This is a genomic window from Pseudomonas sp. P5_152 (assembly GCF_033989915.1).
GTDB lineage: Bacteria > Pseudomonadota > Gammaproteobacteria > Pseudomonadales > Pseudomonadaceae > Aquipseudomonas.
The window spans coordinates 695,407-710,280 of record NZ_JASFAH010000002.1 but is presented as its reverse complement, the minus strand read 5'-3'; the positions used below and the strand labels follow the sequence as shown (position 1 = coordinate 710,280).

The window sequence follows — 14,874 nt, the reverse complement described above, 5'->3', positions numbered from 1 at the left end:
ATTAGGATAAACACGCCTGGAATAATCATCGGATGAACAGCGTTGTTTTTCGGGGCTTTGAATAACCCGTCAAGCGCCTGACTCCAGAACACTCTCTACACCCTTATACAAAAACAAAAGGGGAATAAAATGCGTGCGCAATCTGGCATGTTGAAAGGCTTGAATCCGAAAGTGACGGTGGCTTCATTAGTTGGCGTGATCCTGTTTGTACTGTTTTGTGCCGTTCAAGATGAACAAGCCGCCAAGGCGTTTGAAACGGCCTCCGGGTTTATCCTGTACAACTTCAAGTGGTACTACATTACGTTGATCAGCGCTGTACTTGGGGTGCTGGCTTATATTGCCGTCAGCCGCTTTGGCAACCTCAAGCTGGGCGCCGACGAGGATGTGCCAGAGTTCAGCTTCGCGTCCTGGATCGCCATGCTGTTCAGCGCCGGCATGGGCATCGGCCTGATCTTCTGGTCGGTTGCCGAGCCCATGCTGCACTACGCCGACAACCCGTTTTCCAAGGGCTTGACCGACGAATCGGCGAGCATCGCCATGCGCATCACCCTGTTTCACTGGGGCCTGCACCCGTGGGCAATCTTTTCCATGATCGGCCTGGGCCTGGCGTACTTTGCCTATCGCCGGGGCTTGCCGCTGGCGCTGCGTTCGTTGCTCTATCCGTTGATCGGTAACCGCATCTACGGCTGGATCGGCCATGTGGTCGATATCATGGGTGTGGTGATCACCGCCTTTGGTGTTTCCCAGTCACTGGGCCTGGGTGTGGCGCAGATCAATACCGGCTTACATCAAGTGTTTGATGTCCCGGTGAGTATCGGCCTGCAGTTATCGATTATCCTGGTGGTCAGTATTCTCGCCTGCGTTTCCTTGCTGGTGGGATTGTCCAAGGGGATGAAGCGCATCTCCACCCTTAATATGTATTTGTCTTTCCTGTTAATGCTCGCGGTGCTGCTGTTAGGTCCAACCCGTTACATTCTGAACTTGATGTTCGAATCCACCGGCGATTATGTGCAGAACATCGTCGGCCTGAGCTTCTGGATGGATGCCCAGAAAGACAGCGAATGGCAAAACTGGTGGACCGCGTTCTACTGGCCTTGGTGGATGACCTGGGGGCCGTTTGTCGGCTTGTTCATCGCACGAATTTCCAAAGGCCGGACCATCCGTGAGCTGGTAGTGGGTGCGTTGATTGTGCCGACCATGGTCACCATCCTCTGGATGTCGGTCTTTGGTGGTGCTTCCCTGAAGCAGGAGCAACTCGACCGGCAGGCCTATCAACAGTCGGTAGCGGCTCAGGAAGTGGTGCAGGAGCAAGCACCGTTCAGCGGTGGCACGGTGCTGTTGGCGACCAAAAAAGAAACTACGGCGGCCATGTTCACCCTGTTGCAAGTGCTCGATGGCCCTGCGGTCGGCGCGGCACTGTCGATCCTGGTCTGCGTGTTGCTCGGGGTGCACTTTGTCACCACCGCCGATGCCGGGACCCAGGTGCTGTGTACCTTGTGCGCCTTGGGCAGCACCAATCCACCGAAGTGGATCAGGGTGCTCTGGTGCCTGTTGGAAGGCGCCATTGCGGCGGGGTTGTTATTGGCCGGCGGATTGAAAGCCATTCAAATGGCGAGTATTGCCGCAGGGTTGCCGATCGCCATGTTGCTGTTGGCCATTTGCTACAGCCTGATCCACAGCTTGCGCCAGGAGATGCCGGCCGTGGCCTACCGTACCCCGGCACCGCAGCCGAAATCGGAGCAGGACGCTGCGTTGGCAGAGCGACGTGAACCTGAAGTGGTAACGGGTAAACGTGTGCCTTTTCCGGTAGCTGAAGCCTACTGATCAGAGCGGTTGTCGGGCGTTTTTCCACGCCCGATAAGCCTCTGGCAAACACCCCGCACACGGCCGGAAACCGGCCGCCAGGGCGGCTGCCTCATCGGCAAAAAACACCCGATGAGTCACGTAGCCGCCCCGGGCGATGGCACGCAAGGCGCCTGGGCAATCCAGGCGACCGTAGATCTTCGAGCGCCGGTGGCCGCCCAACAGGCCGGGCACCGGGCTGGCGATCTTGTGCCGTTGTTCGTTGAGCAGCCAGTAGGTTTTCATCCCCTGGGCACTCGCCACAAATACCACGCGGCAACCGTCCGATACGGGCTCCAGGCTTGGCCAAGGTCGAGCATCTGCTTGCGCGTCGGTGTTTGCTCCAGGCCCTTGAGGCGGCGGTAACCGTCGCGTACACCAAAGTCGTCGGCGGGCAGGATGTCCGAGCGTTCGAGGGTGTAGATCAGCAGCATTTCCACGGTCCAGCGACCGACCCCACGCAACGGCGTCAGGCGCGCAATCAGCGCCTCGTCGTCCATGGCTTGCGCCGTGGGGTAGTCCGGGACAACGCCGCTCAACGTGGCGCCAGCGATGCCCTGGATGGTCGCGATCTTGCTCGCGGAAAAACCGCAGCGGCGCAGGTCGTCAAACTCGCTGGCCAGCAACTGTGCAGCAGTGGGGAAGGGCTGCCCGGGGAACAGCGCGAGCAAGCGCCCGACAATCGCATCGCCGGCACGCACGTGCAGTTGCTGATAGGCGATCGCCCGCACCAGGGCTTCGTAGGGATCGCGCGTTGGCTGGGGTTGATGCAGGCATGGGCCGATGGCCGCGACATGCCGCGCCCAGTCGTCGTCGAGGGCGGCGAGGAACTGGCGGGCGCGGTGATAGGGCATGGGGCATCCGGGTCAGGAGTGAGGGACTGGTGGACAGACTAGTCGTCCGCCCGCCATCGCGCACCCGGGGTCTTGCGCTTGAATTCGCAATGGCGCCTTGCTGCTCAGGCCTTGCTCGCAGCCAGGTACGCAGCAAGACGTCGGCCCATCTCGTCACCCAGGGCCTGCAAGGCACTCATCGGTCGCACCATCACTTCAAACTCGACGATTTTCCCCTCCTCGTTGAAGCGAATCATATCGATGCCCTTGAGTTGCTTGGCGCCGACCCGGGCACTGAATTCCAGCACCACATTCAATCCGTCGGCACTCGCCAGTTCGCGGTGGTAGGTAAAGTCCTCGAACACCTGGAACACCGTGTTGAGGATCATCGCCACCACCGGCGCGCCGGGGTAGGGCGTGTGGGCCATTGGCGAACGGAATACGGCTTCGGTAGCGAGCAATTCGGGCAGGGCGCGCAAGTCGCCCTTATCGAGCATGGCGTGCCACTGCGCCAGGGTGGCGGCGACGTTGGGATGCAGCTTGAGTTCAGACATGTTCGACTCCTGGGTTTTTATTGTTGTGCCGTCGCCCAGTGATGGCCTGGGCGGCGTGCTCTGCCCAGAGACTGTAGATCATCGGCCCGGGATGGAAACCGTCGACGGCCATCATCCCGGCCTCCGGGGCCAGGCTCAGGGTCAGCAGGCTACAGGATGGCTGGGCGGCGGTGAGGGTGGCCAGTCGTTGGTTGAAACGCCTGGCCCGGTTGCCCAGGTACCAGCGCAGAGGCTGGGGCAATGCCGGGAACAGATGCATCGGTGGCAGCGGGGAAATGATCAACTGTTGCACTGCGAACTTGTCCCTCAACAACCCCAGCAAGCGCTGTTGCCGCACCAGCCATTGATCGGCGCCAAGGCTGCTGGTGACATCGTTGACCCCAATGCCCAGCACCGCCACATCGAAGGGCTCCGCGTCCTTGGCTTCGAGCAGCTCCAGCAGGCCTTGGGAATCCAGCCCGGTCTGTGCCCAGAGTTGCCAGCTCACCTGGAAATCTGCAGCCAGCCGTCCAACCAGTTGCCCGCTCAGGGCCTGGTCCTGGGTCGCGGCACCCACCCCGGCGACGGCCGAATCCCCGACTATCAGCAAGCGCAGGCGCACGCCATTGCCGGTCAAGCCCTGGCGTGCACCGCTGGCTTCCGGCAACCGCGGGGTGACCCGCCGGACGTAGAGACCTTGCAGTAGGAGCAGGGGCCCCAGCAGCAGTTTGCTCAAGGGTTCAGACATGTCCGAGGCTCACGCCCGACGCGCCATCAACAGCACACTCGCCGCCGCCAACAGCCCGGCGCAGCAACGGTTGAAAATCCGCTTGCCACGGGGTTGGCAGGGGCGCGGGCGTCCATCCTGACTTTCGTAGCACTGAGGAGCAGGCTTTCGATCCATAAACTTCATCGGCGAGTGAAAATTGTCGGTCATGTGGGGTTGTTGTACGCAACACTGCTAACCGCTCAGAGTAGGTTATCGTCGGCCTAGATCACTGAGGGGCGCCGTACGCGGCTAAAAATGCATCTGTCGCTCTGGTAGCTGTTTCTTCACAAAACGTTTGGTCAAATCCCTGCATCGTGGAAAACAGGAAAAGATCAAGCCACTCGGATTCCAGTAGCGCGCGCAGGTGTAGGGCTGCTACTCGCGAATCCGCCTGGCGGAGTTTCCCTGTGTCCATATTGTAGTGGTCAAATGAAACCGGACACCCATTTAGGTGCATTCGTAACTGCTTTCCTTGCAGCCTTCACATAGCCCATCGGGATCACCGGCGCCTGCGCCTTTGTCACAGCGGTGTAGATGAAGGCGTGAGACAGCGCCTGTGATTTGCGCAACGGCACGATCACTCGCCTAACGCTGGTTGCTCAGGGCACTGTCCAGTGGCTTCAGTTCAGGGCCTGGAGGTGTCTACCGTTCAGGGGGTAGTCCAACCTGCCTTCAAAGGTGTCTACGAAACTAGAGGCGATTCATTTCGCCTTGAATGAATCGCTTCATTAAGACAGGCCTTGCGATGAACCCGATGGGACCACCGCAAGGCAAATGGCCGCGTCTGTACAGGTACTGTGTCGGCCTGAGCAACTCATTGCCGCGATGACAGCCGCTGATGCAACACACCCTGTGGACTGAACAATGTCAGTTGATCGTCATCCACAGCCAGCAGCGCAGAAAGGTTCACGCGGTCTTCACGAATCGCGCTACTGAAATGCTTTAGTTCAGCATCCGCGACGCTCACCAGCCCACCATTACCAACCACCACCACGCGGCCATCGACCAACTGGATCAAGGCGGTGATCGCCTCCTGGCTGCCGCTGTCCAACTCGCGCCAGGAATCGCCGCGGTCTTCGCTGAGCAGCACCCGCCCGCTCATGCCAGCCAGTAGCACGCGGCCGTCGCGCAATGTGATGCCGCTCCATAACGAGCCACTGACGCCGGTATGCAACGTCTCCCATGTCACACCGTTGTCGCGCGAGCGGTACGCGTTGCCGCCCTCCGCGGCGATGAACAGGCTGCCATCCGGTGCGCAGAAGATGTGATTGAGGTGATAGTCATCATCGTTCGCACCCAGGCTCAGGCGTTGCCAGCTCTGACCACCATCCTGGGTCTCGCTGGCGTAGCCATAGGCGCCGGTGACTATGCCGTGGCGGGTGTTCTCGAACCAGACGGAAAGCAGTACGGGTTTGTCTTCCAGTCGCTGCTGCAGAGTCCAGTTTTCGCCAGCATCGCTGGTGTGCAACAGCACTCCTCCGTGACCGACCGCCCATCCATTTTGCGCGTCGGCGAAACTAACCGCGGTCAGCAGCGTATCGACAGGAACCACCCTGGCTTGCCGCCAGTCCTGCCCCCCCTCGGAGAGCGCCACGACACCATAATCGCCCACCGCGACCAGGCGCTCGCCGGCCTGGCTCACCGCCACCAGCGGGGCGTGTTGTGCTTGGGCTTGGCGCATGGCGGGAGTCCGTTCAGCGGCACGGCTGTAGAGGACCATGTTGGCGCCTGCCAGCAAGGCGCAAACCAGCAGCAAACGCACGGGAGTGAAGTCTCTCTTGGGCATTTCGTGTCCTCCAATCAGTGCGCAACCAGAGGCGCGCAAACCGGCCCCCGACGCGGAATCAGCACATCCAGCATCACTGCGATGGCCGGTAACAGGGTAATCGCCATCAGCATGTTGACCATGAACATGAAGGTCAGCAGCAGCCCCATGTCAGCCTGGAACTTCAGCGCCGAGAACGACCAGGTGGCCACACCGATGGACAGGGTGATGGCCGTGAAGATGGTCGCCACGCCGACCTCGCGCAGCGCCAGCTTGAAGGCGTTGGCGATGTCCAGCCCCTCAGCCAGGTGCAACTGCAGACGGTTATAGATGTAGAAGGCGTAATCCACGCCGATGCCGACCGCGAGCACCATCACCGGCAAAGTGGCGACAGTCAGGCCAATATCCAGGGCCTTCATGAAGCAGTAACCGAGAAAGGTGGCCAAGGTCAGCGGCAGGCAGCAGGCGACCATCGCTCGCCAGTCGCGGTAAACCACAAAGACCAGCAGCACGATGGTCAGGTAGACGTAGAGCATCATCGGCAGCTCGGAGCTTTCGACGATCTCGTTGGTGGCCGCCTGCACCCCGGCATTGCCACTGGCGAGGCGCACGTTTACCCCCACCATTGGGTGCTCGGCGCGGTATTGCTGAACGGCCTCCACCACGCTTTTCAGGGTGCTGGCCTTGTGGTCGGCCAGATACAGGTTGACCGGCAGCAAGCTGCAGTCTGCGTTGTACAGCCGCAGCCCCTCGGGTACCTGGCGCACCGCTTCACCGAGTGACAGCTCATCCGCCGGTAGCGCCACCCATTTCGGATTGCCTTCGTTGACTCCGGAGGCCGAGAGCTTGGTCAGTACAGGCAACGACTGCGCCGATAGAACACCCGGCACATTGGCCAGGTACCAGGTCAGCCGGTCGATGTAGGCCATCACCTCGTGCTGATAGCAGCTGTTCTTCGGCGTTTCCACCGCGACTGTGAAGAGATCCAGGCCGAGACCGAAATGGCTGACCACGCTTTCCACGTCTTTGTTATAGCGCGAGTCGATATGCAGCTCCGGCGCGCCCGGCAGGACATGGCCGACATGCCGACCCTGGCTCTGCCATACGGCGGCGACCAGCAGCACCAGACACAGCACCGCCCCGATTGCCGCATTACGCGTCTCGGCGATGCGCCCGAGCTTGAGCATGGCGCCGTCACGCCCGCGGCGAAGTCGATCGACGCGTCTCACATAGGCCTGATCGAAGCGCAAATAGCTGGCCAGCACCGGCAGCATGATCAGGTTGGTGACTATCTTGTAGGCCACCCCAACCGAGGCGGTGATCGCCAGTTCGCGAATCATTGGGATTGGCACCAGCACCAGCGTAGCGAAGCCGACGAAGGCGGTGATCAGCGCCAGCGTGCCGGGAATCAGCAAGCCGGAGAAGCTGCGGCGCGCGGCGGTCATGCCATCGGCGCCGGCGCAGACTTCCTTGGAAATGAAGTTGACCTGCTGCACGCCATGGGACACACCGATGGCGAACACCAGGAACGGCACCAGGATCGCCAGCGGGTCGAGGCCGAAGCCAAGCAGCGTGATAGTGCCGAACTGCCAGACCACCGACACCAGCGAACAGCACAGCGGCAGGAAGGTCAACGCCCAGGAGCGGGTGTACCAATAGACCGCCAGCACGGTGAGCAGGAACGCCAGGGCGAAGAAACCCATCACCGACGTGGCGCCAGCGCCGATGTCGCCCATCTGCTTGGCGAAACCGATGATTTGCACCTCGTATTGGTCGTCGCCGTACTTGGCCCGCACTTCGTCCTCCAGGCGCTGGCTGAACTCCAGGTAGTTCAGGCGTTGGCCGGTCTGCGGGTCAGGATCGGCCAGCTCGGCCAGCACCATGGCCCCGGAGTAATCGTTGGCCACCAGGCTGCCGACGAAGCCGCCGACCAGGGTGCGCTCACGAATGCCGGCGATGGCCTGGTCGTTCAGAGTGGCCACGGTGACGTCGCCCCCCACCACATCCTCGGCCTTCATGCCCTCTTCGGTAATCTGTACCGCGCGGGTGTTCGGGGTCCACAGCGAGGTCACCGTGCGGCGGTCGATGCCGGGCATGAAGAACAGGGTCTGGGTCAGGTCGTTAAGCTTGGTCAGCGCCTCCTTGTTCCAGATATCGCCGTCCTTGGCGTGCAGCACCACGATGATGCGATTGGCGCCGAACAGCACGTCGCGGTACTGGTTGAAGGTCTTGATGAACTCGTGCTGCTGCGGCAGCTGCTTGTCGAAGCCGGCAGACATGCGCAGCTGCGCGGCGAAGCCGCCCATCACCAGGGTAATCAAGGCCAGCACGCCGAGGGTGGCAAGACGATGACGGAAGAAGAAGCGCTCGAGGCCGAGCACCAGGGAAGTCAGCATGGTTATGCCTTCCTGAAATTACCAAGCGAACGGAGCAGGGCGGGACTGGCCCGCCTTGCGCCGGCGGTCAGAACGAGTAGGAGATGTTGCCGCTGATGAAATCGCGGTCAGTCATCAGGTTGTTGTCGCCGCCGCCCCAGTACTGCACCCACTGCAGGCCTCCCTTCCAACGGTCGCGGTAGTTGAACAGCAAGGCGCTGGTCAGCGACTTGCGGCCCTCGACGAACGGCGATGCGTTCGGCGTGGTGCCGTTGACGTCGTGGTAGAAGTCCAGCTGCGGCGTGAGGGTGATACCGCTACCGAACGCATTCGGGTAGTTGATGCCCATCTCGGCGACGTAGCCCCAGGAGGTTTTGTCCGGCAGTGAATAGTCCGGGAGCAGGTATGGCGTCTCGCCCGAGGTGTCCAGATCCGGGTAGTGGGTGACGACCGCCTCGGTCAGCAGGAAGCCGTCGGAGGCGCCCAGGCTCCCTGGAATGAAACCCAGCGGGTCGCTGGCCGAGAAGCTGTAGACGGCATTCACATGTGCCTGCCATTTCTTCTCTTCGACATAGCCCTTGCTGACGCCGTTGTCGTACACGCTGAATTCATTGAACCGGCCGGTGAAGGCCGCGCCAAAGGGGACCAGAGGGTCGATGCTGACGCTGTCGTTGGGCCGGTAGGACAGCTCCGCGCCAACCGCTACCGGTCCGACCATGGTGTTCATCGACAGGCCGAACAGATTCTTGTCTTCGCCATAGTTGATGAAGTAGTTGTCGACCAGCAGGGTATCGGGGGAGCGGGTGGCCGTGTAGCCGACGAAGGGCAACTTGTCATGGTAGCGCTGGTAGAACACGCCGAACTCGGTCTCGATCTCCTCCGCCGTCCAGCGCAGGGCGATGCCGTACTGCCCACTGTTTTTCGCTTCATGCCTGCCGGCGTAGGGAATCGCCAGCCCCGTGGCGAACATCTGCTCGTCGCTCAGGCCGCTGATGCCTGGCGCGCCGCAGCGTCCCGTGGGCGTCAGGTCGGCGCAAGTCAGGCCGAGCAAGGGGCTGTAGACATTGTTGACGAAGCTGGTCGAGAGGTAGATCGGCAGATTGCCTTCACCCACCACATCGCTCCCCGAGTAGTAGGTGCCCACCGGGTCGATGCCATAGGCGTTCCACTTGAACTGGTAGTAGGCCTCAACGCTGAGGGTCTCGCTCAGCCCGAGGTTGAACGAAGCCATAGGTGCCGGGATGAACACCTCCTTCAATTGGGTGCCGGGGGTGTGGTAGTTCGCAAGGTTGATGGCGTTGATCTGGTTGATGCCACCGGTCACGAAGATTTCCTCGCCCCAGCTGATCACCTGGTTGCCGACCTTGACCTTGGCTGGCATCTCACCCAGGTCGAAACTCTTCGCCACCCAGAGGTCGAGCAACTCCAGGCGCTCGGTGGCTTCCCGCTTGGCGTCGTCATCCAGTTCGGTGTTTCGGGTGTCATCCATCTTGAAGTCTTTCGCCCAGGCGACCCGGCCGAGTGCGCTCCAACCCTCACCGAGTTTCAGGCTCAACTCATGGTTGCCCTTGATCACGTGCGAGAAGACATCGTGCTTGTTGTAGTTGAGGTTGCCATCGTCAGCATTGCTGTAGCTGATATCGGCGTTGGCGTAGCCATTCCCTTTGCTCAGATTGTAGAAGCGCCCGGTCTGAGTCTGGGTGCCGTTGTTACAGCCACCGCTATCGCCGCCGAGGATATGGCAGTCCTGCGACTCCAGGCGCTGCGCGAAGCCATAGGACAGACTCGAATCCAGGCTGCCGGATATCCCCGCGTCCGAGCCGAAGCGAAACGCGTGGCCCGGCGCGCTCCAGACCAGGCCGCAGGCCGCCATCATCAGCAGGGTCAGGTTGTTTTTGACACGCGGGAAGCCCGGCGCGGCAAGGGCCGCGCCTTTATTTTTGTTATGCATGAGCTTTTCCTCAGGTCGGACTTAACGTTCGCCGCGGCGACGTAGTTCGTCGGAGTTGAACATCTTGTCGTTGACCCGGCCTTCGAGGCCTGCGGTCAGGTCGAGCACCTTGCCTTCCTGGGTAAAGCCGTCGGCGATGTAGCGACGGGCGATCAGGTCATAGCTGACGTACTCGATGGAGGTGCATGCCTGGATCTGTGGATTGGCCCAGACGCTGCCTTCCTGGGCACGCCAAAGATTGCCCTTGGCGTCGAACATATCGACATGCAGCAATGCCCAGCTGTCCTCGTCGAAGTAGAACACCCGCTTGGCCAGGGAGTGACGCTTGTCAGCTTTCACCGTTGCCTCCACCACCCAGACCCGGTGCTGCTCGTAACGCTGCACGTCACGATTGAGGTAGTCCTGACCGATCAACTGCTCATAGCGGTTCGACTTATCGACCAATTTGTAAGAGTTGTACGCAACAATCATTTCCTTTTTGCCGACCAGCTTGTAGTCGTAGCGATCGAGCGCACCGGTGTACATATTGATCTGGTCAACGTAGTAGAGGCTGTCGGAGCCAGCAATCGGGTTGTCGTAGGCAAAGGAGGGGGCACGCCGCACGCGGCGTTGGCCAGGGAAGTAGATCCAGGCATCCTGCGGCTTATCCAATTGTGCATGCACCAGGTACATCTCGCCCGCCCGGGACGAGGGTGAAAGCAGGTCATACATCAGCTTGGCTTCGATATTGCCGGTATCTGCCGGGGCTTTTACGGCCGGGTCGTTATAGGGGTAGAACTCGTAGGATTTTTGCTCGACTTGTGTCAGCGTCCCCCCTTTGTCCCGCATCAGAAACGCGGCATCGAATTGCCGACCCTTGGCGATGTAGCGCAATTTGTAGTTCCACATCGCCTCGACACCGCTGGCCGGTAGCGGAAACGGAATCGCTTCGCCGGCCGCGGCTTCCAACTGCCAACCGTCAGCGCCAACCTTGCTCTGTGCGGCGAATTGTTTGGTGCGCTGCGCCACGGCGTCCGGGAAGGTGCAACTGCGATGGGTCGGATAAACGTCCACGCGGTAGCCGGGATAGGCCTTGATCAGTTCAATCTGTCCGGCGGGCAACTTTGCCTGATGTTGAGCGAGATTCTGTGCATTGACGCTGAAAAGCACCTTGTCAGCCCCATAGGGGTCACCATGGCCGGGCTCCCAGCCAGCCGGGGCACGGGCCAGGCCTCCCTCCCAGGCCGGGATGCTGCCATCCACGGTGCCAGCCCGCTCCGCACCGAAGGGGGTGAGTTTTTTGCCGAGTTGCTCCAGTTCAGCTGAAGTGGCCGCCTGTGCCGTGCTCAGGCCCCAGCATGCAAGCAGGGCGCTAAACAGCAAAGTCCGTTTGAACATGCTATTCACGAGGTGTCTCCTATTATTGTTAGAGGTCGGAGCGCAGGGCTGGGCGGCGTTCGCACAGCTTTCCAGCGGCGCCAGTGAATCAGATAAACAGGGTTCGATTGGCTATCAGATAGTCGCGCAAGGCCATGGGAGGTCGACCGGTCAACTGCGCAAAGCTGTCGGTGACAGGAATGTCGAGGTAATCGCGGGTTTCATGTCGGAAGTAGGTCATGAGCAAATCGAAGGCCTCTGCGGTGGCGGTGCGCAGGGGCTGGTCATCGTCCACCATCGTGACCGGCTCACCGATCACTTCGCCCAGTAGCTCGGCGAGTTGGGTAAAGTCGATGCGCTCAGTGCCGGTAAGCAGATACTCGTGACCCACATGGAGAGCGGCATCGCTTGCGAGGATCCTGGCGGCGGCTGCGGCAACGTCGCACTCAGACAACCACAGGCGTGATGCATGGGTGGCCTGCGGCATGGCCAGGCGCCGGTGTTGTTTAATCTCGGCAGCCAGGAACCAGGGCACATTGAACATCAGCCAACTGGCAACATTGAGGTAGGTCATGGGTAAGCCACTGGCATCAAACAGTGGCTTCGCGACAACCGAGAGGTTGGCCCCACATCGGGTGGCCAGAATGTCCGGCTCCAATTGATCAGCCGTCAGCCCTGGCGGGAGGGAGATCAAGCGCAGTACCTGGGCAACACAGCCGGCTTCCTGAATGGCGTTAATCAGGTTGGGGGTGACAATATTTTCGTCGGTGTAAAAATCCGGCGAGACAATAAACACCTTGTCTACGTCGGTAAAAGCGGCGGGCAGACTACCGGGGTCGTACCAGTCGGCCTTAAGTACTTCAGCCTGTGGATGCAGGGCACGCAGTAAATCGCAGCCGGCATCGCGGCTGCTGGTCAGACGTAAGTTTATAGATGGGTATTTTACCGCCAGCGCTTGAGCGGTCAGTCCACCAATATTTCCCGTGGCACCCAGAATGAGCACTCTGCTTGTTTTGTTCACAGTCAATAAGTCCTGATGATTGATTAAATATTCAGCCTTGCCGGTAACGATGGAATGACCACTGACGCCCGCGCAAGTTGTAGTGGTGCATCAAGTCTCAATGCGCATTGCAACGCGTTGGTTCGATTATTTGTGTGGTTGTGGCGCAGGCGTTAGCCAAAAATCGCAGTGTTTACGATGTTTGAATTATTGCCGGGCGCACTTAACCGCTGCTTCGGCGACACGTGTTGCGCGCGTGCAGAATTAGCGCCGGCCAGTGAGTGCTCCAGCGCTCATCTTCATTTGATAAATAACTATGTATTCGAAAGGGGCATTATTGGGCGAAAGGTTAGTGCACTGGAATAGCGGGCTGGTTAGTCAGGAGCAACATCACGTTAACTGGCATAACGTCGGCGCGTCTCGGATGGCAGATCGCCGAACAGGCGCTTGTAATCTGCGCTGAAATGCGACGGATGCCAAAAACCCCAGCGCGCAGCAATATCCAGCACGGAACTCTGTGGGCCGCCAGACTTGATGTCCTGCCGCACATAGTTGAGTCGCAATGCGCGTAAGTAAGCCACTGCGGTCATGCCCAGGACGTCCTGGAATGCATATTCCAGCGTGCGTGAGCCAACTCCCAGGTAGTGACAAAGCCTGGCAATGGTGAAGCTCTCACCCAGGGGATCGTGAAACAGATATTCACGCGCTCGCGCAACCAGGGCATAGCGATGTTTGGGCATGGCGAATGCGCACAGTTTGTCGCCGTTGCCGAGCAGCTTGAGCACCTGTGTGTAAATCGACTCGGTCAGCGAGTCCTGTGCATGCTGGTGCTGCAAGGCGCCAGGATTGTTCAGCAAAACGGTCAGCACGGTTTGCAGGAATGTTTGCAGCTGAGCAGCCTGATCTGGCATGACTTTTAGAAAGGCCGTTTTATCAAGGCTGCGAGCGACATCGGCATCTTTGATTTGATCGGCATAGGCAGCGAAGACGTCAGTATCGAAGCTCAGGGTCAGCAAGTCGCTTGAATGTGCTGTGTAATAGGTAAAGGTTTCATCCTCGGCAAAGCAGACGATTTCCCGGTGATTGACTTCGGTACCACTGAACAGGGCAGGCTGGGACAACGACAGCGGCAGGGCAATGGAGCGCGAATTAGCTTTGGTGGCGAACTTAACGCACATGCGCTGGGAGGTGATTTCGCGAAACAGTTGCATGCCGGCAAAGCTTACCAGGCTGCAGCGCCCGGCAAAGAAGCCGTTGCTCAACTGCTGGACCTCACTGGACCAGCCAGGCAGGGTCGCGCCATAGTCATCAACGTCATGCAGTTCTGCAACGCTGACGACGACGGGATTAGTCGCGATCAATGGAGTAGGGGAGTAAAGGCCGCCGCTGGTATTCACTGGCAATCTCCTTGGACAACATCTGATTCCTGGCGGTTACTCCGCCGAGCACTAGGCGCCTTTATCCCATGCGGCGCGTATCACCACTACTCCTGTAATCGCCCATCGTGCTGAAAGTGCACTGACGATCGGTCTCGCGCAGCCTAAGCGATTGGCAGTGCCAGCGTTAGCCAATAAACGCAATTTACTCAATGCGGATATTGGGTAACACCTGGCTGGGCGTTGATCTGACACTACGGCCATCAGGTTATTCCCGTTGGCCGATGAGGCCAATGACCTGCGCTGGCGCTGCTTAAGCCAGCCCATAGGCTGCAGTGGCGGTGGGTAATCAAAGTACTCCCCGAAAAAACAAAAAGGACAGCGGCAATGTCTAGCAGAGATATGATGATTTACACGGCTGTTTCGTCCCTGGTGTGGGTCGGCTTTTATTACGGATACCGCTTTCTCAAGTTGAAAAACGATATGTTGGGCTACGAGTGGTTCTTTCTCGCCGTGTCTGCAACCAACGTGATTTTAGATAAGGCCGGTGTCTTTGAATTTTCCGCCTATGTCTGGCATTACCTGGATACGTTTTCAAAACTATTTGGTGTTACCGTTATTGGTGCCATCGGCTTAATGAAAGTGACGCATAACTTTGAATTGTCCAAAGGTAAGGAGGTTCTGGTTTTTGTCGTCGCGCTTGTTCTCAGTTATGGCTTTGAAACGCTGGACTTCATGCGGGCGGCACTACCGGTCGCCTCGATGTTGGCAGCTGTACTCTTTTTAATCTTCTGCGGTTGTATCGTACAGCAGGCATTTAAATACAAGCTGATCTTGCACGGCTGGTTGATGGTCGTACTTATAGTCCTGAATCTGTTTGTCGCCGCTATCCAGGACTTCATGGTTCTGCCCAATGAAGACACAGCGGTGTTTTTCAATAAGTGGGTGATTGAAACCTTTGCCTGGTCGTTGATTTTTACAGAGATTTTCTATGTGTATCGCGCCCTGGCGCGCAAGAAGGGAATGGCATAGACCCACCGTCATACACAGTGAGAAAACCCCGATCGAAGCCAA

At 59.3% G+C, this 14,874-nt stretch carries 14 protein-coding genes and 1 pseudogene; 2 read left to right on the top strand and 13 right to left on the bottom strand.

The window, feature by feature from the left end; genetic code table 11:
- The first annotated feature begins 129 nt into the window (after positions 1-129).
- Complete coding sequence (locus tag QMK50_RS03060; protein WP_095170741.1) at positions 130-1,824, top strand: BCCT family transporter; 1,695 nt, start codon at positions 130-132, stop codon at positions 1,822-1,824.
- Here QMK50_RS03060 and QMK50_RS03055 read toward each other — a convergent pair whose 3' ends face one another.
- From QMK50_RS03055 to QMK50_RS03000, 13 genes and pseudogenes are all read right to left on the bottom strand, one after another.
- The gene (locus QMK50_RS03055; protein WP_095170739.1) at positions 1,825-2,088 is read right to left on the bottom strand and encodes an Ada metal-binding domain-containing protein; all 264 of its coding nucleotides are present in this window, start codon (positions 2,086-2,088) and stop codon (positions 1,825-1,827) included. It lies immediately after the preceding gene.
- On the bottom strand, positions 2,085-2,696 hold the full coding sequence (locus QMK50_RS03050) for a DNA-3-methyladenine glycosylase (protein WP_320332506.1): 612 nt from the start codon (positions 2,694-2,696) through the stop codon (positions 2,085-2,087). The genes QMK50_RS03055 and QMK50_RS03050 overlap by 4 nt, the downstream gene beginning before the upstream one ends.
- A 104-nt stretch (positions 2,697-2,800) precedes the next feature.
- Positions 2,801-3,229: a nuclear transport factor 2 family protein gene (locus QMK50_RS03045; RefSeq protein WP_095170735.1), complete on the bottom strand. Its 429-nt coding sequence runs from the start codon at positions 3,227-3,229 to the stop codon at positions 2,801-2,803.
- Positions 3,222-3,956, bottom strand: a complete 735-nt coding sequence (locus tag QMK50_RS03040; RefSeq protein ID WP_320332505.1) for an SGNH/GDSL hydrolase family protein — start codon at positions 3,954-3,956, stop codon at positions 3,222-3,224. Before QMK50_RS03040 ends, QMK50_RS03045 begins: the two co-directional genes overlap by 8 nt.
- 9 nt (positions 3,957-3,965) lie before the next feature.
- Positions 3,966-4,052, bottom strand: a pseudogene (locus tag QMK50_RS03035) (LysE family translocator); the annotation flags it as partial.
- A gap of 151 nt (positions 4,053-4,203) precedes the next feature.
- Positions 4,204-4,392 carry a TetR/AcrR family transcriptional regulator C-terminal domain-containing protein gene (locus tag QMK50_RS27315; RefSeq protein ID WP_413787320.1) on the bottom strand — a complete coding sequence of 63 codons (189 nt, stop codon included), beginning with the start codon at positions 4,390-4,392 and terminating at the stop codon, positions 4,204-4,206.
- Between the two features lie 10 nt (positions 4,393-4,402).
- Positions 4,403-4,552 carry a hypothetical protein gene (locus tag QMK50_RS03030; protein ID WP_320332504.1) on the bottom strand — a complete coding sequence of 50 codons (150 nt, stop codon included), beginning with the start codon at positions 4,550-4,552 and terminating at the stop codon, positions 4,403-4,405.
- A 239-nt stretch (positions 4,553-4,791) separates the two neighbouring features.
- Entirely contained in the window at positions 4,792-5,763 is a 972-nt protein-coding gene (locus tag QMK50_RS03025) for a WD40/YVTN/BNR-like repeat-containing protein (RefSeq protein ID WP_320332503.1), read from the bottom strand.
- A gap of 14 nt (positions 5,764-5,777) precedes the next feature.
- Entirely contained in the window at positions 5,778-8,138 is a 2,361-nt protein-coding gene (locus QMK50_RS03020; RefSeq protein WP_320332502.1) for an efflux RND transporter permease subunit, read from the bottom strand.
- 67 nt (positions 8,139-8,205) lie between these two features.
- Positions 8,206-10,068, bottom strand: a complete 1,863-nt coding sequence (locus QMK50_RS03015) for a DUF1302 domain-containing protein (RefSeq protein ID WP_159996673.1) — start codon at positions 10,066-10,068, stop codon at positions 8,206-8,208.
- Positions 10,069-10,089: 21 nt separating this feature from the next.
- Positions 10,090-11,445 (bottom strand): DUF1329 domain-containing protein, encoded by a 1,356-nt coding sequence (locus tag QMK50_RS03010; RefSeq protein ID WP_159996671.1) that lies wholly within the window; start codon positions 11,443-11,445, stop codon positions 10,090-10,092.
- An 88-nt stretch (positions 11,446-11,533) separates the two neighbouring features.
- Positions 11,534-12,445 carry an NmrA family NAD(P)-binding protein gene (locus tag QMK50_RS03005; RefSeq protein WP_159996669.1) on the bottom strand — a complete coding sequence of 304 codons (912 nt, stop codon included), beginning with the start codon at positions 12,443-12,445 and terminating at the stop codon, positions 11,534-11,536.
- 374 nt (positions 12,446-12,819) lie between these two features.
- On the bottom strand, positions 12,820-13,635 hold the full coding sequence (locus QMK50_RS03000) for a helix-turn-helix domain-containing protein (protein ID WP_159996667.1): 816 nt from the start codon (positions 13,633-13,635) through the stop codon (positions 12,820-12,822).
- A 552-nt stretch (positions 13,636-14,187) separates the two neighbouring features.
- Between QMK50_RS03000 and QMK50_RS02995 the strand changes: the two genes are divergently transcribed.
- Complete coding sequence (locus QMK50_RS02995; protein ID WP_159996665.1) at positions 14,188-14,832, top strand: hypothetical protein; 645 nt, start codon at positions 14,188-14,190, stop codon at positions 14,830-14,832.
- The last annotated feature ends 42 nt before the right edge of the window (positions 14,833-14,874 follow it).

Excerpts from the sequence above, each read along its gene's own strand:
- QMK50_RS03060 (WP_095170741.1), top strand. The coding sequence starts at position 130 with ATGCGTGCGCAATCTGGCATGTTGAAAGGCTTGAATCCGAAAGTGACG.
- QMK50_RS03055 (WP_095170739.1), bottom strand. The coding sequence starts at position 2,088 with ATGAAAACCTACTGGCTGCTCAACGAACAACGGCACAAGATCGCCAGC.
- QMK50_RS03050 (WP_320332506.1), bottom strand. The coding sequence starts at position 2,696 with ATGCCCTATCACCGCGCCCGCCAGTTCCTCGCCGCCCTCGACGACGAC.
- QMK50_RS03045 (WP_095170735.1), bottom strand. The coding sequence starts at position 3,229 with ATGTCTGAACTCAAGCTGCATCCCAACGTCGCCGCCACCCTGGCGCAG.
- QMK50_RS03040 (WP_320332505.1), bottom strand. The coding sequence starts at position 3,956 with ATGTCTGAACCCTTGAGCAAACTGCTGCTGGGGCCCCTGCTCCTACTG.
- QMK50_RS27315 (WP_413787320.1), bottom strand. The coding sequence starts at position 4,392 with ATGGACACAGGGAAACTCCGCCAGGCGGATTCGCGAGTAGCAGCCCTA.
- QMK50_RS03025 (WP_320332503.1), bottom strand. The coding sequence starts at position 5,763 with ATGCCCAAGAGAGACTTCACTCCCGTGCGTTTGCTGCTGGTTTGCGCC.
- QMK50_RS03020 (WP_320332502.1), bottom strand. The coding sequence starts at position 8,138 with ATGCTGACTTCCCTGGTGCTCGGCCTCGAGCGCTTCTTCTTCCGTCAT.
- QMK50_RS03015 (WP_159996673.1), bottom strand. The coding sequence starts at position 10,068 with ATGCATAACAAAAATAAAGGCGCGGCCCTTGCCGCGCCGGGCTTCCCG.
- QMK50_RS03010 (WP_159996671.1), bottom strand. The coding sequence starts at position 11,445 with ATGTTCAAACGGACTTTGCTGTTTAGCGCCCTGCTTGCATGCTGGGGC.
- QMK50_RS03000 (WP_159996667.1), bottom strand. The coding sequence starts at position 13,635 with ATGCAACTGTTTCGCGAAATCACCTCCCAGCGCATGTGCGTTAAGTTC.
- QMK50_RS02995 (WP_159996665.1), top strand. The coding sequence starts at position 14,188 with ATGTCTAGCAGAGATATGATGATTTACACGGCTGTTTCGTCCCTGGTG.